At 67.2% G+C, this 24,252-nt stretch carries 26 protein-coding genes; 12 read left to right on the top strand and 14 right to left on the bottom strand.

What is annotated here, in order from left to right; all coding sequences use genetic code 11:
• Positions 1–170 precede the first annotated feature (170 nt).
• The 6 genes from BLS34_RS10490 to hemE form a co-directional block, all read right to left on the bottom strand.
• Positions 171–872 (bottom strand): LutC/YkgG family protein, encoded by a 702-nt coding sequence (locus tag BLS34_RS10490; protein WP_093150143.1) that lies wholly within the window; start codon positions 870–872, stop codon positions 171–173.
• Positions 869–2,302, bottom strand: coding sequence for a LutB/LldF family L-lactate oxidation iron-sulfur protein (locus BLS34_RS10485; RefSeq protein ID WP_093150141.1), 1,434 nt, complete (start codon positions 2,300–2,302; stop codon positions 869–871). Before BLS34_RS10485 ends, BLS34_RS10490 begins: the two co-directional genes overlap by 4 nt.
• Before the next feature lie 3 nt (positions 2,303–2,305).
• A complete protein-coding gene (locus tag BLS34_RS10480) occupies positions 2,306–3,148 on the bottom strand; it encodes a (Fe-S)-binding protein (protein WP_093150139.1) in 843 nt (280 codons plus the stop codon).
• A 418-nt stretch (positions 3,149–3,566) separates the two neighbouring features.
• Complete coding sequence (gene rho, locus BLS34_RS10475) at positions 3,567–4,826, bottom strand: transcription termination factor Rho (RefSeq protein WP_028796126.1); 1,260 nt, start codon at positions 4,824–4,826, stop codon at positions 3,567–3,569.
• 199 nt (positions 4,827–5,025) lie between these two features.
• The gene (hemJ, locus tag BLS34_RS10470) at positions 5,026–5,457 is read right to left on the bottom strand and encodes a protoporphyrinogen oxidase HemJ (protein ID WP_093150136.1); all 432 of its coding nucleotides are present in this window, start codon (positions 5,455–5,457) and stop codon (positions 5,026–5,028) included.
• A 6-nt stretch (positions 5,458–5,463) separates the two neighbouring features.
• The gene (gene hemE / locus BLS34_RS10465; protein WP_093150135.1) at positions 5,464–6,486 is read right to left on the bottom strand and encodes a uroporphyrinogen decarboxylase; all 1,023 of its coding nucleotides are present in this window, start codon (positions 6,484–6,486) and stop codon (positions 5,464–5,466) included.
• Between the two features lie 411 nt (positions 6,487–6,897).
• Here hemE and BLS34_RS10460 point away from each other — a divergent pair, with 411 nt between their 5' ends.
• From BLS34_RS10460 to dnaQ, 4 genes are read left to right on the top strand one after another with little or no spacing between them, the layout of a single operon-like run.
• Positions 6,898–7,725 carry a pyruvate, water dikinase regulatory protein gene (locus BLS34_RS10460; RefSeq protein WP_093150132.1) on the top strand — a complete coding sequence of 276 codons (828 nt, stop codon included), beginning with the start codon at positions 6,898–6,900 and terminating at the stop codon, positions 7,723–7,725.
• Positions 7,718–8,359 carry a Maf family protein gene (locus tag BLS34_RS10455; RefSeq protein WP_051245173.1) on the top strand — a complete coding sequence of 214 codons (642 nt, stop codon included), beginning with the start codon at positions 7,718–7,720 and terminating at the stop codon, positions 8,357–8,359. The genes BLS34_RS10460 and BLS34_RS10455 overlap by 8 nt, the downstream gene beginning before the upstream one ends.
• Positions 8,356–9,033 carry a dephospho-CoA kinase gene (gene coaE / locus BLS34_RS10450; RefSeq protein WP_038015699.1) on the top strand — a complete coding sequence of 226 codons (678 nt, stop codon included), beginning with the start codon at positions 8,356–8,358 and terminating at the stop codon, positions 9,031–9,033. The genes BLS34_RS10455 and coaE overlap by 4 nt, the downstream gene beginning before the upstream one ends.
• Positions 8,967–9,677, top strand: a complete 711-nt coding sequence (dnaQ, locus tag BLS34_RS10445) for a DNA polymerase III subunit epsilon (RefSeq protein ID WP_093150129.1) — start codon at positions 8,967–8,969, stop codon at positions 9,675–9,677. The genes coaE and dnaQ overlap by 67 nt, the downstream gene beginning before the upstream one ends.
• A gap of 23 nt (positions 9,678–9,700) precedes the next feature.
• On the opposite strand, the gene secB is transcribed toward dnaQ, so the two are convergent.
• The 3 genes from secB to BLS34_RS26200 are packed head-to-tail and all read right to left on the bottom strand — an operon-like array spanning position 9,701 to position 11,461.
• Positions 9,701–10,195 carry a protein-export chaperone SecB gene (gene secB / locus BLS34_RS10440; RefSeq protein WP_028796120.1) on the bottom strand — a complete coding sequence of 165 codons (495 nt, stop codon included), beginning with the start codon at positions 10,193–10,195 and terminating at the stop codon, positions 9,701–9,703.
• A 51-nt stretch (positions 10,196–10,246) separates the two neighbouring features.
• The gene (locus tag BLS34_RS10435) at positions 10,247–10,804 is read right to left on the bottom strand and encodes a histidine phosphatase family protein (RefSeq protein ID WP_028796119.1); all 558 of its coding nucleotides are present in this window, start codon (positions 10,802–10,804) and stop codon (positions 10,247–10,249) included.
• 6 nt (positions 10,805–10,810) lie between these two features.
• Positions 10,811–11,461, bottom strand: coding sequence for an FxsA family protein (locus BLS34_RS26200; protein WP_215906087.1), 651 nt, complete (start codon positions 11,459–11,461; stop codon positions 10,811–10,813).
• 187 nt (positions 11,462–11,648) lie between these two features.
• Here BLS34_RS26200 and BLS34_RS10425 point away from each other — a divergent pair, with 187 nt between their 5' ends.
• Complete coding sequence (locus BLS34_RS10425; protein ID WP_028796118.1) at positions 11,649–12,326, top strand: Tim44/TimA family putative adaptor protein; 678 nt, start codon at positions 11,649–11,651, stop codon at positions 12,324–12,326.
• The gene (mltA, locus tag BLS34_RS10420; protein ID WP_093150128.1) at positions 12,310–13,530 is read left to right on the top strand and encodes a murein transglycosylase A; all 1,221 of its coding nucleotides are present in this window, start codon (positions 12,310–12,312) and stop codon (positions 13,528–13,530) included. The genes BLS34_RS10425 and mltA overlap by 17 nt, the downstream gene beginning before the upstream one ends.
• Before the next feature lie 3 nt (positions 13,531–13,533).
• Here mltA and BLS34_RS10415 read toward each other — a convergent pair whose 3' ends face one another.
• The 4 genes from BLS34_RS10415 to BLS34_RS10400 all read right to left on the bottom strand — a co-directional run bounded on the left by BLS34_RS10415 (position 13,534) and on the right by BLS34_RS10400 (position 16,516).
• Complete coding sequence (locus BLS34_RS10415; protein WP_093150492.1) at positions 13,534–13,911, bottom strand: MmcQ/YjbR family DNA-binding protein; 378 nt, start codon at positions 13,909–13,911, stop codon at positions 13,534–13,536.
• Between the two features lie 185 nt (positions 13,912–14,096).
• Positions 14,097–15,071, bottom strand: a complete 975-nt coding sequence (locus BLS34_RS10410; protein WP_028796115.1) for a quinone oxidoreductase family protein — start codon at positions 15,069–15,071, stop codon at positions 14,097–14,099.
• Positions 15,072–15,195: 124 nt separating this feature from the next.
• The gene (locus BLS34_RS10405) at positions 15,196–15,891 is read right to left on the bottom strand and encodes a dienelactone hydrolase family protein (RefSeq protein ID WP_028796114.1); all 696 of its coding nucleotides are present in this window, start codon (positions 15,889–15,891) and stop codon (positions 15,196–15,198) included.
• A gap of 133 nt (positions 15,892–16,024) precedes the next feature.
• A complete protein-coding gene (locus tag BLS34_RS10400) occupies positions 16,025–16,516 on the bottom strand; it encodes a methylated-DNA--[protein]-cysteine S-methyltransferase (RefSeq protein ID WP_093150126.1) in 492 nt (163 codons plus the stop codon).
• A 74-nt stretch (positions 16,517–16,590) separates the two neighbouring features.
• On the opposite strand from BLS34_RS10400, the gene mnmE reads away from it, so the two are divergent.
• The 6 genes from mnmE to BLS34_RS10370 all read left to right on the top strand — a co-directional run bounded on the left by mnmE (position 16,591) and on the right by BLS34_RS10370 (position 23,825).
• Entirely contained in the window at positions 16,591–17,922 is a 1,332-nt protein-coding gene (gene mnmE / locus BLS34_RS10395) for a tRNA uridine-5-carboxymethylaminomethyl(34) synthesis GTPase MnmE (protein ID WP_093150124.1), read from the top strand.
• A 97-nt stretch (positions 17,923–18,019) separates the two neighbouring features.
• On the top strand, positions 18,020–19,888 hold the full coding sequence (gene mnmG / locus BLS34_RS10390; protein ID WP_093150123.1) for a tRNA uridine-5-carboxymethylaminomethyl(34) synthesis enzyme MnmG: 1,869 nt from the start codon (positions 18,020–18,022) through the stop codon (positions 19,886–19,888).
• On the top strand, positions 19,885–20,490 hold the full coding sequence (gene rsmG, locus BLS34_RS10385; RefSeq protein WP_093150121.1) for a 16S rRNA (guanine(527)-N(7))-methyltransferase RsmG: 606 nt from the start codon (positions 19,885–19,887) through the stop codon (positions 20,488–20,490). The genes mnmG and rsmG overlap by 4 nt, the downstream gene beginning before the upstream one ends.
• Positions 20,483–21,310: a ParA family protein gene (locus tag BLS34_RS10380; RefSeq protein ID WP_281169195.1), complete on the top strand. Its 828-nt coding sequence runs from the start codon at positions 20,483–20,485 to the stop codon at positions 21,308–21,310. Before rsmG ends, BLS34_RS10380 begins: the two co-directional genes overlap by 8 nt.
• Positions 21,311–21,368: 58 nt before the next feature.
• Positions 21,369–22,544, top strand: coding sequence for a ParB/RepB/Spo0J family partition protein (locus tag BLS34_RS10375; RefSeq protein WP_093150119.1), 1,176 nt, complete (start codon positions 21,369–21,371; stop codon positions 22,542–22,544).
• 102 nt (positions 22,545–22,646) lie between these two features.
• Complete coding sequence (locus BLS34_RS10370) at positions 22,647–23,825, top strand: serine hydrolase domain-containing protein (RefSeq protein ID WP_093150117.1); 1,179 nt, start codon at positions 22,647–22,649, stop codon at positions 23,823–23,825.
• Positions 23,826–23,950: 125 nt separating this feature from the next.
• Here the strand turns inward: BLS34_RS10370 and BLS34_RS10365 are convergent.
• Positions 23,951–24,252 (bottom strand): transposase (locus BLS34_RS10365; protein WP_139189106.1); only part of this gene is annotated, 302 nt, incomplete at its 5' end.

Below are 24,252 nucleotides of genomic sequence, written 5' to 3'. Positions count from 1 at the left end.
CAGGGTTGCGGGTTTCTCAGGCGGTGGAATGGGGAGCGGTTCGGGTGCCACCGCGTGCTCGGCATGCCGGTCGCTTTCGATCCGGGTGGCGTCTTTCAGGACCTTGCCGAACAGGTCCAGCTCATCCGTGGAGGGTCGCCGGGGTTTGCGCGGGCCCGCCATCCGCCACCTCAATCGGCGACGAGGATGACGTGCAGCCGGCGCGGACCGTGGGCGCCCATTTGAATCTTCTGCTCGATATCGCCTGTGCGGGACGGCCCGGTGATCAGGTTCACCGTTCGCGGCATGGTGAAGCTGTCCCCCGGACCGGCAGTGCCTGCCTTGGCGCGGGCGGCGCGGAACCGGGCCCAGGCATCCTCCAGCGGGCCGACGATCTGGCTGCGGCGCAGCACGGCAATGTGGTTTTCCGGCAGGAAATTCAGTCCCGTCGGCGTCGTCACGTCGGAGGTCAGCATCAGCGTGCCGGTTTCCGCCACCGCCGCGAAGACCGGGGTAACGCTGGTGTCTTCCGAACCGTCCGAGGTACCGGTCTTGATCTCCAGGGTCGGGGTCTGCGACCAGTCCAATCCGTCGGCCAGGGCCGGCGCCTGAACAAGCCGCGCCGGCAGGTTCTCGCGGGACAGATAGGCGCGCACCGCTTCCGGCACGGCGTCCAGAGAGTCCACTTCGTCCACCGTACAGGCGAACTCCCGCGCCTTATCGACGAACAGGGTGGTCAGGCCCGCGGTATCCCGCCCGGCGGTACGATCGGGGATCAGGTTCCGCGCAGGCTGGGCAAGGCGCTGGCGCAGTTGGGCCGCCGCGTCGCCGGTCAGCGCCTCACGGCCGAGCGACTTGCGGATCGAGCCGAGAATGTCGTCCCGCGCGCTCATTCCCGGCCTCCCTTGGCCGCCTGGCGGTCGCGGTACAGATCGTGGAACGTCTTGCCCTCGGGTGCCGGCATGTCGCGGACCGAGGTCCATCCGCCGGCCAGCGGCAGAGTGGTTAAGCGGCCCTTAACCTTTCCGAGACGACCCAGCAGGCCGGAGGCCAGCCGGGTGGCCAGTCGATACAGCTTGGGTCGGGTGGCAACGTACGACCATACCGACAGACCCGCCCTAGCCTTTTGCGGCGAAAGGCCTTTTTCGAATTCGCGCTGGCGGTAGTGACGCATCATTTTCGGTAGTGGAATGCGCATCGGGCACACGCTCTCGCAGCGCCCGCAGAAGGTGGAAGCGTTCGGCAGGTGGCCGGCCTCCTCCACGCCGATCAGCGACGGCGTCAGCACCGAGCCCATCGGCCCCGGATACACCCAGCCATAGGCATGGCCGCCAACCGCCTCATAGACCGGGCAGTGGTTCATGCAGGCGGCGCACCGAATACAGCGCAGCATGTCCTGGAACTCGGTGCCCAGCATGGCGCTGCGGCCATTGTCCAGCAGGACGACGTGGAATTCCTCCGGCCCGTCCCTGTCCTCCGAGCGGCGCGGACCGGTGGAGAAGGAGGTGTAGACCGACATCTCCTGCCCGGTCGCCGAGCGGGCCAGCAGGCGCAGGATGGTGGAGGCATCCTCCAGGGTGGGGACGATCTTCTCCAGGCTGGCGATGACCACATGGGCCTTGCCCAGCAGCTGGGTCATGTCGCCGTTGCCTTCGTTAGTCACGATGACCGTCGAGCCGGTCTCGGCGATCAGGAAGTTCGCGCCGGTGATGCCCACATCGGCGGCGAAATACTTGTCGCGCAGCTTGGCCCGCGCCTCGTCGGTGAAGTCGCGGGGCTCTTCCAGGCGGCGGTTCGGGTCGAGATCGCTGTGCTCGCGGCGGAAATCCACCGCGATCTGCTCGCGGGTGACATGGATCGCCGGCGCGATGATGTGGCTCGGCGGCTCGTGGCGCAGCTGGATGATGTACTCGCCCAGATCGGTCTCGATCGGCTCGACGCCGTTCTCCTCCAGGTAGTCGTTGAGGCCGATCTCCTCGGCCACCATGGACTTGCCCTTGGTGACGGTTTTGGCTTCCCGCCGCTTGCAGATCTCCAGGATCTTTTCGCGGGCCTCGGCCGGGGTGCGGCACCAGTGCACGTGGCCGCCATTGGCAGTGACGTTCTCCTCGAACCGCTCCAGGTAGAAATCCAGATTCGCCAGCACGTGGTTCTTGATGTCGCGGCCGGCATCGCGGAGCCGCTCGAATTCCGGCAGGCCGGCGACCGTGCGGGCCCGGTTCTCCTGGAAGCCGGACTTCACGTTCAGCAGCGCCCGCTGCAGGGTCGCGTCGTTCAGCGCCTTATGGGCGTTGTCCTTGAAGTTCCTGGACGTGGACTGCATGGCTCAGCGCTCCTTGTTGGGCAGGGAGGCGGCGGGGTCGCCGATGGCGGGCGTGTCGGTCATCCCGGCCAGCACCTCGGCCACGTGGCGCACCTTGGTCTCGGCCCCCAGGCGCTTCAGCTTGCCGGCCATGTTCAGCAGGCAGCCGAGATCGCCGGCCAGCAGGGTGTCGGCGCCGGTGGCGACGATCTCCTCGGCCTTGTTGGTGACCATCTTGTCGGAGATCTCCGGGTACTTGACGCAGAAGGTGCCGCCGAAGCCGCAGCACACCTCCGCCCCCGGAAGTTCGGTGAGCGACAGGCCGCTGACCCCGGCGAGCAGGCGGCGCGGCTGGACCTTCACCTCCAGCTCGCGCAGGCCGGAGCAGCTGTCGTGATAGGTGACGGTGCCGGCCATCGCCGCATCGACCTTGGTGACGCCGAGCACGTCGACCAGGAAGGAGGTCAGCTCGTAGGTCCGCTTGGCCACGTGCTGGGCGCGCTGGGCCATGGCCGGGTCGTCGGCGAACAGCTCCGGGTAATGCTCGCGGATCATCCCGGCGCAGGACCCGGACGGGGCAACCACGTAGTCCAGCCCCTCGAACGCTTCAATGACCTGAGTGGCGATCGCGCGGGTGTCCTTGTTGTCGCCGGAATTGAAGGCCGGCTGGCCGCAGCAGGTCTGGGCCGCCGGCACGACCACCGTGCAGCCGGCATCCTCCAGCAGCTTGAGGGTGGCGAAGCCGATGGACGGCCGGAACATGTCGACCAGGCAGGTGACGAACAGCCCGACCCTGGGAGATTTGGCCGGCGCCGTTGGGGCGGACGGGCTTTGCGGATCGGACTCAGGCGGCTGGGGATGGGCCATCGACGCCCCTTCGCAGGCGGTGAACGGTCAAGCCTTTGAGCTATCACGGGGGCGGGGGAGCGACAAGGTGCGGCGGCGGTGTTGGGGATGTGCGGCATGCTTGTGCGGCACCTTCCCCCTTCACCCACTCCCCGGACTTGTTCCGGGGCCCACGTGTTCACCCGTCGAGACGGATGGGGATAGCTCCTTAGCGACCGTACCGAGCCATGCGTAGGCCCCGGAACAAGTCCGGGGAGTGGGGGAGAGGAGGGGGAGGGGACCGCCGTCGCCACGAAAAAGGCCGACCCCGAAGGCCGGCCCGTTCCAGAATTCTGTCCGATCCGCCCGGATCATGATCCTGCCCCGGATCAGGTCCGGGGTCATCAGGATGACGACGAGCGATATGGGATGACGGGGGAAGCCGGAACTTCCCGATCCCTCAGGAATTCATCTGGTCGAAGAAATCCTGGTTGGTCTTGGAATGCTTGAGCTTGTCGAGCAGGAACTCCATGCCATCGACCGTGCCCATCTGCATGAGGATCCGGCGCAGGACCCACATCTTCGACAGGGTCGCCTTGTCGACCAGCAGCTCTTCCTTACGCGTACCCGACTTGGTGATGTCGATCGCCGGGAAGGTGCGCTTGTCGGACAGCTTGCGGTCGAGGATGACCTCGGAGTTACCGGTACCCTTGAACTCCTCGAAGATCACCTCGTCCATGCGCGAGCCGGTATCGATCAGCGCGGTCGCGATGATCGTCAGCGAACCGCCCTCCTCGATGTTACGGGCCGCACCGAAGAAGCGCTTCGGGCGCTGCAGGGCGTTGGCGTCGACACCGCCGGTCAGCACCTTGCCCGAGGACGGCACCACGGTGTTGTAGGCGCGGGCCAGGCGGGTGATGGAGTCCAGCAGGATCACCACGTCGCGCTTGTGCTCGACCAGGCGCTTGGCCTTCTCGATCACCATCTCGGTGACCTGCACGTGGCGCGAGGCCGGCTCGTCGAAGGTGGAGGAGATCACCTCGCCCTTCACCGAGCGCACCATGTCGGTCACTTCCTCCGGCCGCTCGTCGATCAGCAGCACGATGAGGTAGACCTCCGGATTGCCCTGGGAGATGGCGTGGGCGACGTTCTGCAGCATCACCGTCTTACCGGTGCGCGGCGGCGCCACCATCAGCGCGCGCTGGCCCTTGCCGAGCGGCGCGATCAGATCGATCACCCGGGAGGTGAAGTCCTTGTTCTCCGGCTTGAAGTCGGGCTCGAGCTTCAGCTTCTCGTTCGGGAACAGGGGCGTGAGGTTGTCGAAGTTGATCCGGTGACGGACCGCTTCGGGATCCTCGAAGTTGATCTGGTTCACCTTGAGCAGGGCAAAGTACCGCTCGCCGTCCTTCGGCGCGCGGATCTGGCCCTCGACCGTGTCGCCGGTCCGCAGCCCGAAACGGCGCACCTGGCTCGGCGAGACGTAGATGTCGTCCGGCCCCGGCAGGTAGTTGGATTCCGGCGCGCGCAGGAAGCCGAACCCGTCGGGCAGGATCTCGAGCACGCCCTGGCCGGAGATCGGAACGTCGTTTTCCGCCAACTGCTTGAGGATCGCGAACATCATGTCCTGCTTGCGCAGCGTGCTCGCGTTCTCGACTTCAAGCTCCTCGGCGTAGGCGAGGAGATCGGCGGGGGTTTTCGCTTTGAGTTCTTGAAGATTCATCTGCTGTGGATTGCCTTCAGGGAAGGGACCGGAACGCGCCCGACGCAAAGGGTTTTCGTTTTACCCATGGGCCCGTCCATACGGGGGCCGTCTGCAACACATGCAATGTTCCGGAGAAAAGCGGTCGCGGCCGGCGACCGGAAACAGGCCTTACCCGACCCACCGGACGGTGTCAACGCCGTTAACCGTACGACAGGTCTTAAAACGGTTTCGTGATCACCAGGAAGACCACGACGACCATCAGTAAGGTGGGGATTTCGTTGGCGATTCGGTAGAACCGGGTCGAATTTCCGTTCTCGTCGGCCGCGAAGGCCTTGCGCCACCGCCCCATCATGTGGTGCGTCGCGGTGAGCACGAGGACCAGGAACAGCTTGGCGTGCATCCAGCCGTCCTCGAGCCAGCCCGGGGTCATCCAGAGCATGGCCAGGCCGAACACCCAGGTCGCCATCATCGCCGGATTCATGATCGCCCGGTACAGCCGGCGCTCCATGACCTTGAAGGTCTCCGCGGTGGCCGAGCCCGGCGGTTCCGACGCGTGATAGACGAACAGCCGGGGCAGATAGAGCAGCCCCGCCATCCAGGAAATGACGCTGATCACGTGCAGCGCCTTGACGATGCCGTACCAGTCCATGGCCGCTCAGCCCCGGATCTGCTTGAGCAGGGCCTTCACATGCTCCGGCGGGGTCTGCGGCACGATCCCGTGGCCCAGGTTGAAGATGAACGGCCCGCCGGACAGCGCCTCCAGGATGCGGTCGGTTTCCGACCTCAGCGCGTCGCCGCCCGTGACCAGGGCGATCGGATCGAGGTTGCCCTGCACCGGCAGTTCGGCCTGGAGCGCGCAGGCCATGGCCAGCGGGATGGCGCTGTCCAACGCCAGCGCGTCGATCCCGGTGGCTGCCGCATAATCACGGGTCATCGCCCCGGCGCCGCGGGCGAAGCCGATCACCTTGACCTCGGGATGCAGCGCCTTCAGCCGGCGCACGATCTCGGCCGTCGGCTCGACCACTGCGTGGCGGAAGACGCTCTCCGGCGCCGCCCCGGCCCAGCTGTCGAACAGCTTCACCACCTGGGCGCCGGCGGCGACCTGGCGGTCCAGATAGGCCACGGTGGCGTCGACCAGGAGGTCCATCAGCTTGGCGAAGCCCTCCGGACGGCCATAGGCCCAGCCTTTGAGCTTCGCGTAGTCGCGGCTGCTGCCGCCCTCGACCATGTAGGAGGCGACGGTCCAGGGGCTGCCGGCGAACCCGATCAGCGCCACCTCCTTCGGGAGCGCTTCATGGAGACGGGCGACGGTCTCGTACACATTGCCGACCTTGGCGTGGAACGCATCCGCGTCGAACGGCGGGATCTCGGCCTCGCTCTCGATCGGATCGAGGACCGGTCCGCGGCCTTCTACGAACTCCAGGCGCCGGCCGACCCCATAGGGCACGATCAGGATATCGGAGAACAGGATCGCCGCATCGAAGCCGAAGCGCCTGATCGGCTGCATCGTCACTTCGCAGGCCAGTTCCGGATTCAGGCACAGATCGACGAAACCGCCGGCCAGTTTCCGGGTTTCCTTGTACTCGGGCAGATAGCGCCCGGCCTGGCGCATCAGCCAGACCGGCGGCGGCGATCCGACCCGACCGTTCAGCGTGTCCAACAACGGGATGCCCGACATGCTTCGCTCCCTCACGTTCTGCACAACTTCTCTACCTCATTACTCTTTTTAAAAGATAGGGAGTTGAAGTGGTTGGGGGGTGGAAACCTGGGGATCAAATCCGGTCCACCGCTCATCCACAGACTTGTCGGCGACGTGATTCCGCTTCGGCCCATGGGGAGCGATCCGGTGACAGGCCCGCGCTGTGCCGCGGCTGCCCTGGCCATGACGGCGGAATTGAATCATGGGGATAACGGGGACAGTCTGGTCAAGTGTGCGGACGGTGACGTTGTCCCGTCGCCCCGATAAACTTGTCCACCCCCGGACAAGCGGGGGCAGTGAATCGAGGTGATCCTTGAGCAATTTCGACGCCGTCGGTTTCGGCCCGACTTATCCCCCTGCTCGCGGCAGTTCTCCCCAGGGTGTCGGTGGATGAGTTCGACCGATCTTCTCCACCTGCATCTGGTGTCCGACGCAACCGGCGAGACCAATCACCAGATCGCGCGCGCCTGCCTGGTGCAGTTCGAGGATGTGCGGGCGAAGGAGCATGTCTGGTCGCTGGTGCGCACCGGCAGCTATCTCGACAAGGTGATCGCCGGGGTGGAGGCCAATCCGGGGCCGGTGCTGTTCACCCTGGTCGATCCGGACCTGCGCCGGCGGCTGGAGGAGGCCTGCCGGCGGATCGAGGTACCGTGCCTGCCGGTGCTCGACCCGATCGTGATGACCCTGGCCAACTACATGGGGCGGGAATCCCATCCCCGCCCGGGCCGCCAGCACGAGATGGACGCCGCCTATTTCAACCGCATCGAGGCGATGGACTTCACCCTGGCCCATGACGACGGCCAGCAGGTCCATGACCTGGAGGAGGCGGATATTGTCATCCTCGGGGTGTCGCGCACGTCGAAGACGCCGACCTCGCTGTATCTGGCCAACCGCGGCTACAAGACGGCGAACGTGCCGATCGTCCCGGACGTGCCGCCGCCGGACGAGATCTTTCATCTGAAGCGGCCGCTGGTGGTCGCCTTCACCACCGACCCGGCCCGGCTGATCCAGGTCCGGCGCAACCGGGTGCTGATGCTCAAGCAGCGCGAGGAGACCGACTACGTGGCGATGGAGCAGGTGCGCAAGGAGGTGGCGGAAGCCCGCCGCATGTTCGTGAAGAACGGCTGGCCGGTGATCGACGTCACCCGTCGATCGATCGAGGAGACGTCCGCGGCGGTGCTGCAGCATCTTGAAGCGCGGGAGACCGGCAATGTCTGAGGCGCTGGGTCCGACCCTGCTCGGAGCGTCCGCCGGATCGGTGCCGGTGGTGCTCGCCTCGGGCAGCCGGTTCCGTGCCGAGCTCTTGCGCAATGCCGGGGTGCCGTTCTCGATCGACGTACCCGGCGTGGACGAGGGATCGGTGCGGGACTCCCTGCGTGCGGAGAACGCGACCACCGAGGACGTGGCCACCGTCCTAGCCGAACTGAAGGCCATCGCGATCTCGCGGAAACATCCCGACGCCCTGGTCATCGGCTCGGACCAGATGCTGGATTGCGGCGGCGTGTGGTTCGAGAAGCCGGTGGATCGCGACCATGCCCAGGCCACGCTGAAGGCCCTGTCCGGCAAGACCCATCGCCTGGTGACGGCTGTGGTCGTGGCCCGGGCCGGCAGCCGGATCTGGCACGCGATGGACAGCGTGACCATGCGGATGCGCCCGCTCTCCGACGGGTTCATCGACCAATATCTGGATGTCGTCGGCGAGGACGTCTTCGCCTCGGTCGGCGCCTATCAGTTGGAAGGCCTCGGCGCGCAGCTGTTCACCGGGGTCGAGGGCGACTATTTCACCGTGCTGGGATTGCCGCTGCTCCAGCTGCTCGAGTATCTGCGGACTCACGGTGTGCTGGCGCGATGATCGTCATCGGCCTGACCGGCTCGATCGGCATGGGCAAGAGCACGACGGCGACCATGTTCCGGCGGCTCGGCGTTCCGCTGCATGATTCCGACGCCGCCGTTCATGCGACGATGCGCCGGGGCGGTGAGGCGGTGGCCGCCATCGCGTCGGCGTTTCCCGACGTGGTGCGGGACGGGGCGGTCGACCGGGCCGCGCTCGGCGCGCGGGTGTTCGGGGATGCCGCGGCCCTGCGCCGGCTTGAATCGATCGTCCACCCGATGGTGGGGGCGCGGACGCGGCGCTTCCTGAGCCTGTCGCGCCGGCATCGGCGGTCCATCGTGGTGCTGGACGTGCCCTTGCTCCTGGAGGGCAACAGTCATCGGCTGTGCGACCTGGTCGCCGTGGTCAGCGCGCCCGGATTCATCCAGCGCCAGCGGGTTCTGGCCAGGCCCGGGATGACGGACGGGCGCCTGGCAAGTATCCTTGCGAAGCAAATGCCGGACGCGGAGAAGCGCCGCCGGGCCGACCGGGTGATCCCCACCGGGCTCGGCCGGGCCTTTACCATGCGGTCGGTCAAACGGCTTGTGGCCGGGCTCCGGCGGGACCCGGCCTACGGAAAGAGGATCGCATGCGGGAAATCGTGCTCGATACGGAGACGACGGGCCTGGACCCCGAGACAGGGGACCGGGTCGTAGAGATCGGCTGCCTGGAGCTGATCAACCACGTACCGACCGGCCGCACGCTGCACCATTACTTCAACCCCGAACGCGACATGCCGGAGGAAGCCTTCCGGGTGCACGGCCTGTCGGCGGAGTTTCTCTCAGGCCATCCGACCTTCGGCGTCCTGGTGGACGAGGTGATGGAGTTCCTGGGCGACGCGACCCTGGTGATCCACAACGCCAGCTTCGACATGAAGTTCCTGAACAAGGAGCTGCAGCTTCTCGGCCGGGCGCCGATCCCGATGGACCGCGCCCTGGATACGGTGGCGCTCGCGCGCCGCAAGTATCCGGGTGCGCAGGTCAGCCTGGACGCCCTGTGCCGTCGTTTCGAGATCGACAACTCGAACCGGTCGCTGCACGGGGCGCTGATCGACGCCGATCTGCTGGCCTCGGTCTATCTGGAGCTGATCGGCGGGCGTCAGCCGGATCTGATGGCGCCGCCGGCGGAGGACAGCAAAGGGGGGGCGGCTGCCGGAGGAGCGCCCAAGACCGTCGAGAAGATCGAGCGGGTCTACCGGGAACCCCGGCCCCACGCCCCGAGCGCGGAGGAGGCGGCGGCGCATGCCGCCTTCCTGGAGAGGATCAAGAACCCGATCTGGAGCGGCGGCGCCGCCGAGTAAGTGGCGCTGCCGGTCAGGCCCCGTCAGGCCGAGGCCACCGGCGCGCCGATCGAGGATTCCTTGCTCTGGCGGTACATCGACGCGAAGTCGACCGGCTGGATCAGCAGCGGCGGGAAGCCGCCGTCGCGGGTGGCGTCGGCCACGATCGCCCGGGCGAAGGGGAACAGCAGGCGCGGGCATTCCACCAGCAGCACCGCATGCAGCGAGTCCTCGTCCATGGCCTGAAGCTTGAACAGGCCGGCATAGGTCAGGTCCGCGAGAAACAGCGGATCCTCTTCAACCTTTGCGGTGGCGGTGATCTTCAGGACCACCTCGAAGAGTTCGTCGTCCTTTGACACCTTGGACGCCTGGACGTCGACATTCACGTCGATCCGCGGCTGCGAGCTCTGCGGACGCAGGCTGGAGGGCGCGCGCGGATTCTCGAAGGAGAAGTCCTTGATGTACTGCGCGTTGATCTGCAGCGGCATCGACGTGGCCTGCATCGGCTGGGGCTCGGTGGCGAGAGGGGTGTCGGACATGAGGTATCCCGGGTCTAGCGTCCGCCAGCGGACAGAATGGTTGCGGCTTCGCTAACACGACTGCGAGGTGTGGACAATAGTGGCGGCCAGCGACCGGTCCAGCGACAGGAGCGTTCCGTTCGGCACCGTCATGCCCGTCAGGCCGCGGATGAAGGCCCAATGGGTGACGAAAACCGTGTCGTCCCAGCGCTCCGCGGCATTCAGCTTCTCGCGGAACGCGGAGCAGCGCAGCCCGAGCTCCTCCTCGTTCTCTCCGCCGGCCGGCCACCACTGCTCCGGCAGATCTCCGAAGGCGATGGCGGGCCAGTCGACACGCAGACGGGAGGCCGGGGTGCCGATATCGCAGACGAACCAGCATCGCTCGCGCACCAGTGGCTCGATCTCGATGGGCAGGCCGAGCCGGCCGGCGACGATCTCCGCAGTCTGCAGGGCGCGCCGGTAGGGGCTCGCCACCACCCGGCTGATCGGCCGTCCCTCAAGCCGGTCGGCGGCGGCGGCGGCCTGGACCCGGCCGGACTCGGTCAGAGCCGGATCCTCGATGCCCGGGTCGACCCGGGTCTTGGAGAAGTGGACGTTGAACTCGCTCTCTCCGTGACGCAGCAGATACATGGCCGGTCAGTCCCGGGGCCGGTCGAGGGTCGGCCGGACGCTGTCGGATCCGGTTTCGCCGGACGGGGTGTCGTCGGACTGGGTGTCGTCGGGCGAACTTTCGTCCTGCGTCGGGCGGTCGGAGAGGTCTTCGTACTCGCCCTCGATGATGTCGCCGCGACCGCCCGGTGCGCGTCCGCCGCCAGGTCTCCCACCAGGTGCGCCGCCGGGTCCGCCACCGGGCCCGCCACCGGGTCCGCCACCGGGTCCTCGGCCCCCGAACCCGCCGCCGCGCAGGTTGACGAACACCGTCGTACCGCCGCGTGCGACGAGATAGGCGATGATCATCCCGGCCAGCCAGCGTCGCAGGGGCGGGATGAACAGCAGAAACCCGAGCGCGTCGGTCGCGAAACCCGGGATCAGCAGCAGAAGACCGGCGAACAGCAGGCCGAAGCCGGAGACGGCCTCCACGGCCGGCGTTTCGCCCCGATCGATATGGCCGCGCAGCCGTTCCAGGGTGGCGAGACCCTGAATTCTGAACAGCACCGTGCCCAGCACGGCGGTCAGAATGATGAGCGCGATGGTCGCCGCGGCGCCGATTTCACCGCCGACTTCGATGAGAAGCCAGAGTTCCACCGTCGGCACGCCGATCAGAATCAGGAGAATGACTAAGCCCATGCTTGCCCTTCGGATATCAAGGCCCTATCTACACCGGAGGCGTCGGGATGCAATCCCGATGGCCGTCGAAGCGATGCCCGCATCCTCATGGATGCACCGGCGCCGCGACCGCCGTGGCGACCGCTGTCCGGGGCGGGCACTCTAAACGGGCGGGTGCGGCTCGGTCCACCCGGAGGGCGCAACAGGTATGGGATCCAGTTTTCCACTCTTCGAAATCATCCTCTACGCGATGATAGCCGGGTTTTTGATCTTAAAGCTGCGCAGCGTTCTCGGCCGGCGTACCGGCAACGAGAAGCAGCGGCCGGATCCGTTCAGCGCTCCGCCGGCCGCCAATGAGAGCGAGCAGGACAATATCATTCCGCTGCCCGACCGCGCCGCCAAGGAGCCGGACGACATCGACGAGCGGGATCCGCTGACCGCCAGCCTGATGCGCATCAAGCTGGCCGACGACAGCTTCGACGATAAGGAATTCGTCGGCGGCGCCCGCGGCGCGTTCGAGATGATCGTCCAGGCCTATGCCGCCGGCGACGTCGACACCCTCAAATCCCTGATCTCCGGCCCGCTCTATGGCGGGTTCGTCCAGGCGATCGAGGAGCGGGAACAGGCCAACGAGACCCAGGAAACCACCATCGTCAGCTTTCGTTCGGTCGAGATCACCGGCGCCGAGCTGGATGGCCACGAGGCCCGGGTGACCGTCGAATTCGTCACCGAGCAGGTCAAGGTGACCCGCGATGCGGCGGGAACGGTGGTCGACGGCGATCCCGACAAGATCGAAGTCCTGACCGATATCTGGACCTTCGAGCGCGACGTCCGGTCCAGCGATCCGAATTGGGAGCTGGTCGCCGCCCGTGTCCCCGAGGAATAAACCTCGCCTCCGGGCGCTTGCGGCCTCGCTGCTGCTGGGTGTCCTTGCCGCATGCTCGGCCGATCAACCGCCCGAGACCGCCGACGGTGGGACGCTGCTGCTGGCGCGTGCCGGCTTCTCCGACCTGCCGGGCTGGACCGAAGACGACGTGGCCGCCGCGGTGCCGGCCATGCGCCGGTCCTGTTCCCGGATGCTGCGCGGCGAGGACGCCAAGCCGCTGACTCCGGGTCCCCGTTTCGGCACCATCGGCGACTGGCGCGCCGCCTGCGCGGCGATGGAACGGCTCACGCCCGGCGACACCGCCGCCGCACGCGCCGTGTTCGAGGAGCAGTTCACGGTCTGGCGGGCCTCCGACGCCGTTCCGAAGGACGATCTGTTCACCGGCTATTACGAGCCGGAGCTGCGCGGGGCGCGGCGACCGGACGCGACCTATGGCGTGCCGCTCTATCCGCGGCCGGGCGACCTGGTGCTGGTCGATCTGGGCGATTTCCGCGAGAGCATGAAGGGCGAACGGATCGCCGGTCGGCTCGAGGGGTTCCGGCTCAAGCCTTACGACAGCCGGGCCGAGATCGATACCGGCGCGCTCGACGGTAAGGTGCAGCCGATCTTCTGGCTGGCCGACCCGATCGACGCTTTCTTCCTGCATATCCAGGGCTCCGGCCTGATCCGCCTGCCCGACGGCACCCGCACCCGGGTGGGCTATGACGGGCATAACGGCCACATCTACTTCCCCATCGGCCGCCACCTGATCGGCGAGGGGCATGTCCCCAAGGAAGAGATGTCGATGCAGGCGATCCGCACTTGGCTGGAGGCCCATCCGGGTCAGATGCAGGCGGTGATGAACCTCAATCCCTCGTACATCTTCTTCCGCGAGCTGACCGGCGACGGCCCGATCGGCGCCCAGGGGGTGGCCCTGACCGCCCAGCGCTCGCTCGCCGTCGACCGCACCAAGCATGCGCTCGGCGTGCCGATCTGGGTCGATATCGACTACGGGGACGATGGTGGGCTGCGCCGTCTGATGGTCGCCCAGGATACCGGCGGCGCGATCCGCGGTCCGATCCGCGGAGACTTCTTCTGGGGCTCTGGCGCTGCGGCCGGGGACAAGGCCGGGGCGATGGCGGCCAGCGGCCGGATGTGGCTGCTGCTGCCGGTCGGCGTCAACCCGAACGCCGTCCCGCCGGCGGTCTCCGCCGCCGCGGGCTGACGGTCAGTCCTGATTCAGGCCGAGCGCGCGCTGCAGTTTCTTCGTGAGGTTGCGGGACGCCAGCCGGTGGGATTCCGCCAGATAGGCCTTCAGGTCGGCCTCCCCGAGGCCGGGGTCCTCGTACTGCTGGATCCATTTCATGCCACGGGAGGCCAGATACGGCGCCGGGCGCAGCCCCGGTTCCTCGCGCAGCATCTCATAGGCGATGGGCGAGACCTTGAAGGTGTAGCCCGGCTGGCTCCCATTGCTCAATCCGGCGATAGTGAAGACCTTGCTCTGCTCGGCGTTGCCGACCTTCCACACCGTCGAGCCGCCCCATTGCACGACCTGGAACGTGGCGGGCAGGGAGGCGCAGAAGGCATTGAAGGAGTCGCGGGTCATCATGGGCGCCACGCTATCGCGATCGCCGCGAGACCGCCAGCGGGCCGAGGCGGAGAGGGTGTGGAGACGGATTGTAGGGGATGCAGGGTTTGCCCCTGACCGCCACCGCCAGGATGGCGGTGGCGTATGAGGGGGCCGGCTAACTGCCTGTCCCACCATGTTTCACGTGAAACATGGCTCTGTTGTTACGGCAGCAGAACGGTCGATCCGGTGGTCTTGCGGCCTTCCAGGTCGATATGCGCCTGGACCGCGTCGGCCAGGGCGTATTCCTGGTTGATCGAAACGCTGACCACGCCTTTGCCGACCACGTCGAACAGATCGGCCGCGGAGGCGGCGAGCAGTTCCTTGGTGGCCGTGTAGGTCATCAGGGTCGGCCGGGTGAACTTCAGCGAGCCCTTGGCGGCGAAGATGCCGAGATCGACAGGCGCGATCGGACCGGAAGCCTGGCCGAAGCTCACCATCATGCCGGTGGGCGCGATGCAGTCCAGGCTGGCCGGCCAGGTGTCCTTGCCGATGCTGTCATAGACCACGGGCACCTTCTTGCCGTCGGTGATCTCGATCACCCGCTCCACGAAGTTCTCGCGGGTATAGATGATCGGATGGTCGCAGCCGTTCTTCTTGGCCAGCGCCGCCTTCTCGTCGGAGCTGACCGTGCCGATGACCGTGGCACCCAGGTGCTTGGCCCACTGGCACAGGATCAGGCCGACACCGCCGGCGGCGGCATGGATCAGGATCGTGTCGCCCGGACCGACCTTGTAGATCTGCCGGATCAGGTACTGCACCGTCATGCCCTGGAGCATCATCGCGGCGGCGAGCTTGTCGTCGACCGAGTCCGGCACCTTGACCACCTTGGTCGCTTCCAGGTTCCGGGCCTCGGCATAGGATCCCGGCGGCGGGGCGGCGTAGGCCACCCGGTCGCCGATCGCGAAATCGGTCACGCCGTCACCGAGCGCCTCGACGGTGCCGGAGGCCTCCATGCCGATGCCCGAGGGCAGGGGCAGGGGATACAGGCCCGAGCGGTGATAGGTGTCGATATAGTTCAGGCCGATGACGCTGTGCTTGATCTGGATCTGGCCGGCGTCCGGCTTGGGCAGGTCGACGTCCTCGAGCTTCATGACCTCGGGGCCGCCCTGTTCGTGCATGCGGATGGCTTTTACCATGGGATGTCCTCCCTGTTCCCTGTTCTAGCTTCGCTTGGCTACGCCAGGACCCGCGCGACGTGAACCGTCGTCGCGGGCAGCAGTGCCGTGCCTGGCGGCACGGAAATTCTTTGCGTGAGAAGGCTCAGGCCAGATGGGTCCTGAAGAACTCCGTCGTGCGGCGGTTCGCCAGATCGGCGGATGCCTTGTCGTAATGCTGGCCGCCGACCCGGGCGAAGGCGTGGTCCTGGCCCGCGTAGACATGCACGGTGGCCTTGCTGTTGGCCTCGAGCACCGGGACGAACTGGGCCTGGGCCTCCGGCGGCACGAAGCCGTCCTTCTCGGCCACATGGCAGAGATAGGGCCGGCTGATCCTGTCGGCCTCGCCGATGAGCTCGTCGAGCCCGACGCCGTAGAAGCTGACATTCGCATCGGCATCGGAGCGGGTGGCCATCAGATAGGCCAGCTTGCCGCCCAGGCAGTAGCCGACCGAGCCGGCCTTGCCGTTGCAGCCGTCCATGCCGCGCACATGGTCGAGGGTGGCGATCAGGTCCTTCACGCCGAGATCGACGTCGAACTTGCCGAACAGGTCGAATGCCTTCTGCCACTCCGCCTCGGTCTTGTCGGTGATGTCGATCCCCGGTTCGATGCGCCAGAAGAGGTCCGGGCAGATCGCCAGATATCCCTGGGCGGCATAGGCGTCGGTCAGGTCGCGCATCACCTGATTCACGCCGAAGATCTCCTGAATGACGACCACGGCCGCGGTCGGCGTGGCTGAGGGCTTGGCGACATAGGCGCTGAAACTGCCGCCGTCGGCGGCGGTGACGGTAACGGTGGACATGGGACTCCCCTCTGACTCGCTGTGGGTTCAGGCGTCGTTGGACGCGACCGTAGCAAAGCCGGCCATATGGAAACAACGCGTCGGAACCGACACGCCGAGGAGGGGCTTCGGAAGGGTGCGCTCAAGCCGCGCCTCAGAACAGCGATGTCTGTCCGCGCTCCAGATCCAGAAGCTGGCGCTTGCTCTCCACGCCCTCGCCGCCGGAGAAGCCGACGAGCTTGCCGCTGGACCCGACGACGCGATGGCAGGGAACGACCACGGGGATCGGATTGCGGCCGCAGGCGCCGCCGACCGCGCGGGCCACACCGCCGACCCGCGCTGCCAGATCGCCGTAGGTCCAGGTCTCGCCATAGGGGATGGAGCGCATGGCTTCCCAGACGCTGTATTCGAAGGCCGAGCCGCCACGGAACCGGATCGGCAGATCGAATACGGTGAGTCCCTGGTGGAAATAGGCGTCGAGCTGGCGCACGGTTTCACGTGAAACAGCGTCGCACTCTTCCTCATCGACAGCGGTCGTGCTTGTAGGGGTCATGCCCGCCGGAACCCAGGTGACGCGCACGAGGGCCTCGCCGTCGCTGACGGCGCGCAGACGGCCAACCGGGGTATCGAGTTCGCTGGCGGGCATGGCGGACGGCCTGATAAGACGGGCGCAGGATCAGCGGCGTATCGACAATATATCGACAGCACGAGGCGGACACGGTGGAGCAGGATACCATCTTCGCGCCGGCGACGGCACCGGGAAGGGCGGCCCTGGCGGTCGTGCGGATCTCCGGTCCGCGGGCGCTGGAGGCGTTGCGCACGCTTACCGGCGACGTCCCGCCGGCGCGGCGCCTGTCGTTGCGAGTCCTGCGGGACTCCAGCAGGGAGGAGGTGCTGGACGAGGCGATGGTGGCGGCCTTTCCCGGCCCGGCCAGCGCCACCGGCGAGGATCTGGTCGAGCTGCATCTGCATGGCGGCCGGGCGGTGGTCGCCGCGGTCTGCGACCGGCTCGCCACGCTGCCGGGTCTGCGCATCGCCGATCCCGGCGAATTCACCCGTCGGGCCTTTCTCAACGACCGGATCGACCTGACACGGGCGGAAGGGATCCTCGATCTGGTCGATGCGGAGACCGACGCCCAGCGCCGCCAGGCCGTGCGCCAGGCGACGGGTGGACTGGCGGCCGCGCTCGACGGCTGGCGCGAGATCCTGGTCACCGCGATGGCGCGGCTGGAGGCGTTCATCGATTTTCCGGACGAGGATCTGCCGGACTCCCTGCAAACGGAGATCCGCGCCGGGCTGTCCTCGCTCGACGCCGCCATGGCCGCGGCCCTGGCCGAAGGTAGTCGGGCCGAGCTGGTGCGCGAGGGGCTGCGGATCGCCATCGTGGGAGTGCCGAATGCGGGCAAGTCCTCCCTGCTTAACTGGTTGGCGAAACGTGATGTTGCCATCGTGAGCGCCACCGCGGGCACGACCCGCGACGTGCTCGAGGTTCACCTCGATATCAACGGGTATGCGGCCACGGTAGCGGACACCGCCGGGCTGCGCGAAACCCCCGACGAGATTGAGGCGGAAGGGGTGCGGCGGGCCCTGGCGCGGGCCGAGGCGGCGGATCTGACGCTTGTCCTTGCCGATGCCTCGGACGGTGAGGCCGGGCGCGATGCGATGCGACCGTACCTGGTCCAGGAGTCGGCGCTGGCCATCGCGACGAAGATCGATCTGGTGGAGGGGCCGGCTCCGGCGCCCTGGATCGGTCTGTCGACCCGGACCGGGGCGGGGACCGAGGAATTTCTGACGGCGTTGGGCACGGCGATGGCCGACCGCATGGACCGGGTCGGGTCCGTGGCCCTGACCCGGGCGCGCCATCGCGATGCGGTCGGTGCGGCGCGGGCGGCGGTCGGGCGATGCCTGGAGGCGCTGGAAACCGGTGCGCCGCTGGAGATCGCGGCGGAGGATCTGCGCATCGCCACCGCGGCGCTGGGCCGAATCCTGGGGCGGGTGGACGTGGAAGAGCTGCTCGACCGGATCTTCGGGGAATTCTGCCTCGGCAAATAGCGGAGGGAGGGCGGTCGTTTCACGTGAAACGGCGCCGGAGACTCCGGAATCGCGCGCGGGCTTTGACAGGGCGGCTGGGGCTGCGTATCTCAGACCCATGAACGCCTTTGACATCATCGTGGTGGGTGGGGGCCATGCCGGCGCGGAAGCGGCGGCGGCCGCGGCCCGAATGGGCGCGCGCACGGCCCTGGTGACCCATCGGCGCGACACCATCGGGGTGATGTCCTGCAACCCGGCGATCGGCGGGCTCGGCAAGGGCCATCTGGTGCGCGAGATCGACGCCCTGGACGGGATCATGGGGCGGGGGATCGACCGGTCCGGAATCCAGTTCCGCATGCTGAACCGGTCGAAGGGGCCGGCGGTCCGTGGGCCGCGAGCCCAGGCCGACCGGACGCTCTATCGCGCGGCCATCCAGGATATCCTGGCGGAGTTCCAAACGCTCTCCATCGTCGAGGCCGGAGTCGAGGATCTGATCGTCACCGACGGGCGCTGCCGGGGGGTCGTCCTGGCCGATGGCCGCACGCTGACCGCCGCCGCCGTGGTGCTGACCACCGGCACGTTCCTGCGGGGCGAGATCCATCTCGGGGAGGAGCGGCGGCCGGCCGGTCGGGTCGGCGACGCGCCGGCGGTCGGGCTTGCGCTCACGCTGGAGCGGCTGGGTCTGCCCCTCGGCCGGCTGAAGACCGGCACGCCGCCGCGCCTCGACGGGACCACCATCGACTGGGACGCTCTGGAGGTTCAGCCCGGCGACGATCCGCCGGAGCCGTTCTCGACCCTGACCGAGCGGATCACGGTGCCGCAGGTGCCCTGCCACATCACCTATACGACCGCCGCGACCCACGCCGCGATCCGGGCCGATCTGGACCGGGCGCCGATGTATAGCGGCCAGATCGGCAGCTCCGGTCCGCGCTATTGCCCGTCGATCGAGGACAAGATCGTCCGCTTCGCCGACAAGGAGGCGCATCAGATCTTCCTGGAGCCCGAGGGCCTGGACGATCCGACGGTCTATCCGAACGGAATCTCGACCTCGATGCCCCGGGATGTGCAGGACCAGATGGTCGCCTCCATCCCCGGACTGGAGCGGGCGCGGATTCTGCAATACGGCTATGCCATCGAATACGACTACGTGGACCCGCGGTCGCTGTCCCGAAACCTCGAGGTGAGGGCGCTGCCGGGCCTGTATCTGGCCGGCCAGATCAACGGCACGACCGGATACGAGGAGGCCGCCGCCCAGGGTCTGGTCGCTGCTACCAACGCTACCCTGGTAGCGAGTGGGTCGGATGACTCACTATATATAGACAGGGCAGACGGGTATATTGGGGTCATGATCGATGATCTTGTGTCCCGTGGCGCACCCGAGCCCTACCGTATGTTCACCTCCCGGGCCGAGTATCGGCTGCGGCTGCGCGCCGATAACGCCGATCTGCGCCTGACCCCGATGGGGCAGCGTGTCGGCCTGGTCGGATCGGTCCGGCTAGAGGCTTTCGAGGCGCGCCAGACCCTCATGCGTGTTTCACGTGAAACACTGGAGACCCTCGGCGGCTCGCCCCAGGTGCTGGCCAGACTGGGGTTCACAGTAAATCAGGACGGCAAACGCCGCTCCGCCCTCGATCTCCTGTCCTATCCGGACGTCACGTGGAACAGATTGGTGGCCGTGTGGCCGGAGTCGCTCGACGGAATCCCCGAAACCGTCGTCGAGCAGATCGCCACCGAAGCGAAATACGCCGGATATCTGGATCGGCAGGACGCGGATATCCGCGCCTATCGCCGGGACGAGGGGTTGGAGCTGCCGGAGGACCTGAATCCGGATGCGATCGGCTCGCTCTCGACGGAAATCCGCACGCTTCTGAAGCGCGAGCGGCCGCGGACGCTCGGGCAGGCGAGCCGTCTGCCCGGAATGACGCCGGCGGCGACGGTCGCTCTGCTGCGTCACGTGAAAAAGACGGACAAAAAGACAGCGGCGTGACCCCAAGCGAGCTTCAACAGCGGCTTTCCCTGACCGACGCCCAGCGCCGGGCCCTGGAAGCCTATGCCGAGCTGCTCCAGAAGTGGCAGGCGCGGATCAATCTGGTGGCGCCGGCGACCCTTCCGGACCTCTGGTCGCGCCATTTCCTCGATTCGGCGCAGCTCCTGTCTCACATGAAAGATCTGCCGGGGCCGGTTCTGGACTTCGGGTCGGGGGCGGGGTTTCCCGGTCTGGTGCTTTCGATTCTCGGGCGCGACGATGTCACCATGGTCGAATCCGACCGCCGCAAGGTCGCCTTCCTACAGGAGGTGGCCCGCATGACCGGGGTGAAACCGACCCTGGAAGCCTGTCGAATCGAATCACTACGTCCGATTCGCGCCGGTATTATCACCGCGAGGGCCCTCGCGCCGGTCCATAAGCTGCTGCGCTACGCCGCGCCATATGCCGATGAGAAAGCGGTATTTCTCTTCCTCAAGGGAGAGCAGGTTGACGCCGAGTTGACTACCGCGCAAAACACCTGGAAAATGGCTGTCACCAAGGCTCCCAGCATTTCTGACTCCCGGGGGGTCGTGCTGAGGCTGGAGGAGGTGAGCCGTGCTTGACGGACAGACCAACCAGGTAGTGGCACCGCGCATTCTGGCGATCGTGAACCAGAAGGGTGGCGTCGGAAAGACGACGACGGCGGTGAACCTGGCCACGGCCATGGCGGCCTGCAAGAAGAAGGTCCTGGTCATCGACCTGGATCCACAGGGTAACGCATCCACCGGGTTCGGCGTGCCGCGCAAGGGTCGCGACGCGGATTCCTACGCCGTGCTGATCGGCGAGGCGACGATCGCCGAGGCGGCGATCGAGACGCCGGTGCCGGGGCTGGAAGTGGTGCCGGCCTCCAGCGACCTGTCGGGCGCGGAGATCGAGCTGGTCGAGATGGACCACCGCGAGTTCCGCCTGCGCGAGGCGGTGGTGCGCCACGCGGCGACCTCGCCCTACGACTACATCCTGATCGACTGTCCGCCGTCCCTCGGCCTGCTGACCCTGAACGCGCTGGTCGCCGCCGACGCGGTGCTGGTGCCGCTGCAATGCGAGTTCTACGCACTGGAGGGTCTGTCCCAGCTGGTGCGCACGGTGGAGCGGGTGCGCAAGGCGCTGAACCCCGGCCTGGAGATCCAGGGCGTGGTGCTGACCATGTACGATCGCCGCAACAACCTGTCGGATCAGGTGGCGGCCGATGTGCGTGAGTATTTCGGCGACGTGGTCTACCGCACCATGATCCCGCGCAACGTCCGGGTCTCCGAGGCGCCGTCCTACGGCAAGCCGGTGATCGTCTACGACATGGCCTGCAGCGGATCGAGGGCGTATATCTCCCTGGCGCGTGAGGTCCTGACCCGCGAATCCACCCTGGCGGCGAACGCCTTCGCCGCCTGAGGACGCGCCCGAGCTAGCCACCTAGACCAGCCACTCAGACCAGCCCGTCCGAGGTGAGATGAGCGAAGAAACCGGCAAACGACGCAGCAACAAGCTGGGCCGCGGCCTGTCCGCCCTGCTGGGCGAGGACGAGGACGAGCAGGTCCAGCTCGAGCGGCTGCGTCAGTCCCGGGCGCTCCCGGTCGAGCAGCTCACACCCGGCCCGTTCCAGCCGCGCCGGCGGTTCGACCAGGAGGAGCTGCGCGAGCTGGCGGAGAGCGTACGCGAGCAGGGGGTGATCCAGCCGATCCTGGTCCGCCGCGCGCCGGACGGCGACAAGTACCAGATCATCGCCGGCGAACGCCGCTGGCGGGCCGCGCAGCTCGCCCAGCTGCACGAGGTCCCGGTCCTCATCCGCGAGTTCGACGACCAGACGGCGATGGAGATCGCCATCGTCGAGAACGTCCAGCGCCGCGACCTCACGCCGCTGGAGGAGGCCGAGGGCTATCGCCGGCTGATCGAGGAATACAGTCATTCCCAGGAGGATATCGCCCGGGCCGTCGGCAAGAGCCGCAGCCATGTGGCCAATACGCTGCGGCTGCTGAACCTGCCGGACGAGGTCCGGGTTCTCGTCGAGGACGGCCAGCTCACCGCCGGCCACGCCCGCGCGCTGCTGTCGGCGGAGGACCCGGCGGCTTTGGCGCGCGAAGTGGTGACCCGGAAGCTGAACGTGCGCGATACCGAGCGCCTGGTGCAGCGCGAGAAGACGCCGCCTCCGACGCCCGCCGCGCCGAAGCAGAAGGACGCGGATACCCGGATCCTCGAACAGGACCTGTCAGATCGCACAGGTCTTGTGGTAGCGATCAGTCATAACAGCAATAACGGGTCCGGTAGTGTCACGCTGCGCTACCAGGATCTCGACCAGCTCGACCTGATCGTGGAGCGTCTGTCGGCGCATCCGACGCGCTCCGAAGCACCGGTCGCCACCGCCGACGACGGCGACGATGCCGACCCGGACGGGGAGGGTGGGGGCGACTGGGCGGAGCCGCTGCCGGGTGAAGTCGATCTAAAGGGTCCCGTGGATCCGACGCGGACGCCGGCGCCGTCTATGGACGGCGGGACCTCGGTCGAAGCAGACAATGCGGATCCGGAGGCGGACATCGAGGGTGACTCCGACGCGGAGGATTCGAGCGGCACGAGTTGGGATTTCGATGCCGACGACGACGAGGACGACCCTCTCGTCCCTAAGACCTGATCCATCGATGCCAGATCGATCCAGCCTATCGGTCCGAAATACCACGTATAATCAATTTAGTTATACCCGACCGGACCGATCCGGCCCCGTGGGACCGCGGCCGTGACGGATCACCCGGCCGCCGGGCCCAGGCCGCATCTGCCGCCGGCGGCAGAGTTCCTGTACTGGCCGCCGCAGTTTCAGGCCTACGGGTATCGGATCGTCGACCGCCTGTTCCACTCGCGGACGGTACCGGCGAGCGGGGCGGGAAGCGCCATGCCTTACGGCCCCGAGCTGGACTTGCGCTATGTCAGCGGCGGGATCGAGCGCGGGATCGACGCCTTCATGGATCACAACGTCGTGGCCGGCCTGCTCGTGCTGAAGGCCGGGCGCATCGTTCTGGAGCGGTACGGGCTCGGGCTGCGCGACCACGACCGCTGGAGCACTATGTCGACGGTGAAGTCGATCACCGCAATGCTGGTCGGAGCCTGCATCCGGGACGGGGTGATCGAGGGCCTGGACGACCCCGTCGAGCGTTATCTGCCGGCCATCGGGGGAAGCGGATACGAGGGCGTGACCTTGCGTCACCTCCTGACCATGTCATCCGGGCTGGCGTGGAGCGAGGCCTATGCCGATCCGGCCTCCGATGTGAACCGGTACAGCCGATGCCTGGCGGAAGGGACGCCGGATGGGGTGATCACGCTGCTGCGCGGGCTCAGGCGGACCTGCCCGCCAGGAACACGTTGGGCCTACAACACCGGCGACACCTATCTGCTCGGCCGGGTTCTGGTCGCGGCCCTCGGGGGCCCGCTCGCGGACTATCTGTCGCAGACGATCTGGAAGCCGGCGGGCATGGAGTTCGACGCCTTCTATACCCTGGACATGCCCGGCGGGAACGAGATCGGCGGCAGCCGCGCCGGGATGGCGCTGCGCGATTTCGGCAGGGTCGCCCAGGTCGTGCTCGATGACGGCGTGATCGGCGGCCGGCGGGTGCTGCCGGAGGGCTGGGTCGACGAGGCGCTGTCGCCCGCCTTCCTATTCGGGCCGCGGGACCAGGATTTCGGCTCGATCCGCAGTTCGCGCCTGAAGGGCTACGGCTACAGCTGGTGGATCGGCGAGGACGGCAGCGCACAAGCCCATGGATTCGCGGGCCAACGGATCTTCCTTGACCGGGCCGAGCGGCTGGCCATCGTCACACTGTCCGCCTTCCCGCAGCTCCCCCATGTCCCGGCCCCGGTGCCGGACCGCCACGGCGAGCTTCGGCTGTTCACCGACGCGGTGCGCGACGCCCTGCGCGGATAGCGCAAACCATGATCAGATGGAACCGTCTGCCCGTGTGAATTTTCTCTGTCTTTAATGGGTAAGAGGGCGGTTCACGGTTCAGATCGGTTCGATCTGAACCGATCGCGCTCTAGAGCGTTTTCGGATCACTCATGATCGTACCCTGTAGCGGTGAAGTAGTTTCTGGCCTCTTCCGGCGTGACGGCATCGATGGCCTGAGCGATTGCGTCCCAGAGGTCTTGTAGGGTTCGGGCGGCGGCCTTTTTGAGTAGCGCCTTGATCTTGGAGAAGGCCAATTCGATCGGGTTGAAGTCTGGGCTGTAGGGCGGCAGGAAGCGGAGCTCGGCGCCGGCCCGCTCAATCGCGTCGCGGACTGCGGCGGGCTTGTGAGCCGGAAGGTTATCCATCACGACGATGTCGCCTGACCGCAGTGTCGGTACCAAGACCT

Source organism: Thalassobaculum litoreum DSM 18839, assembly GCF_900102465.1.
Classification (GTDB): Bacteria; Pseudomonadota; Alphaproteobacteria; order Thalassobaculales; family Thalassobaculaceae; genus Thalassobaculum; species Thalassobaculum litoreum.
Note: the sequence above shows the minus strand (reverse complement) of the source record. Positions and strands in the feature narration are given on the sequence as shown.

Bases quoted from the DNA above. Each gene is read 5' to 3' on its own strand.
- BLS34_RS10490 (WP_093150143.1), bottom strand. From the start codon at position 872: ATGAGCGCGCGGGACGACATTCTCGGCTCGATCCGCAAGTCGCTCGGC.
- BLS34_RS10485 (WP_093150141.1), bottom strand. From the start codon at position 2,302: ATGCAGTCCACGTCCAGGAACTTCAAGGACAACGCCCATAAGGCGCTG.
- BLS34_RS10480 (WP_093150139.1), bottom strand. From the start codon at position 3,148: ATGGCCCATCCCCAGCCGCCTGAGTCCGATCCGCAAAGCCCGTCCGCC.
- rho (WP_028796126.1), bottom strand. From the start codon at position 4,826: ATGAATCTTCAAGAACTCAAAGCGAAAACCCCCGCCGATCTCCTCGCC.
- hemJ (WP_093150136.1), bottom strand. From the start codon at position 5,457: ATGGACTGGTACGGCATCGTCAAGGCGCTGCACGTGATCAGCGTCATT.
- hemE (WP_093150135.1), bottom strand. From the start codon at position 6,486: ATGTCGGGCATCCCGTTGTTGGACACGCTGAACGGTCGGGTCGGATCG.
- BLS34_RS10460 (WP_093150132.1), top strand. From the start codon at position 6,898: ATGAGTTCGACCGATCTTCTCCACCTGCATCTGGTGTCCGACGCAACC.
- BLS34_RS10455 (WP_051245173.1), top strand. From the start codon at position 7,718: ATGTCTGAGGCGCTGGGTCCGACCCTGCTCGGAGCGTCCGCCGGATCG.
- coaE (WP_038015699.1), top strand. From the start codon at position 8,356: ATGATCGTCATCGGCCTGACCGGCTCGATCGGCATGGGCAAGAGCACG.
- dnaQ (WP_093150129.1), top strand. From the start codon at position 8,967: ATGCGGGAAATCGTGCTCGATACGGAGACGACGGGCCTGGACCCCGAG.
- secB (WP_028796120.1), bottom strand. From the start codon at position 10,195: ATGTCCGACACCCCTCTCGCCACCGAGCCCCAGCCGATGCAGGCCACG.
- BLS34_RS10435 (WP_028796119.1), bottom strand. From the start codon at position 10,804: ATGTATCTGCTGCGTCACGGAGAGAGCGAGTTCAACGTCCACTTCTCC.
- BLS34_RS26200 (WP_215906087.1), bottom strand. From the start codon at position 11,461: ATGGGCTTAGTCATTCTCCTGATTCTGATCGGCGTGCCGACGGTGGAA.
- BLS34_RS10425 (WP_028796118.1), top strand. From the start codon at position 11,649: ATGGGATCCAGTTTTCCACTCTTCGAAATCATCCTCTACGCGATGATA.
- BLS34_RS10415 (WP_093150492.1), bottom strand. From the start codon at position 13,911: ATGACCCGCGACTCCTTCAATGCCTTCTGCGCCTCCCTGCCCGCCACG.
- BLS34_RS10410 (WP_028796115.1), bottom strand. From the start codon at position 15,071: ATGGTAAAAGCCATCCGCATGCACGAACAGGGCGGCCCCGAGGTCATG.
- BLS34_RS10405 (WP_028796114.1), bottom strand. From the start codon at position 15,891: ATGTCCACCGTTACCGTCACCGCCGCCGACGGCGGCAGTTTCAGCGCC.
- BLS34_RS10400 (WP_093150126.1), bottom strand. From the start codon at position 16,516: ATGCCCGCCAGCGAACTCGATACCCCGGTTGGCCGTCTGCGCGCCGTC.
- mnmG (WP_093150123.1), top strand. From the start codon at position 18,020: ATGAACGCCTTTGACATCATCGTGGTGGGTGGGGGCCATGCCGGCGCG.
- BLS34_RS10375 (WP_093150119.1), top strand. From the start codon at position 21,369: ATGAGCGAAGAAACCGGCAAACGACGCAGCAACAAGCTGGGCCGCGGC.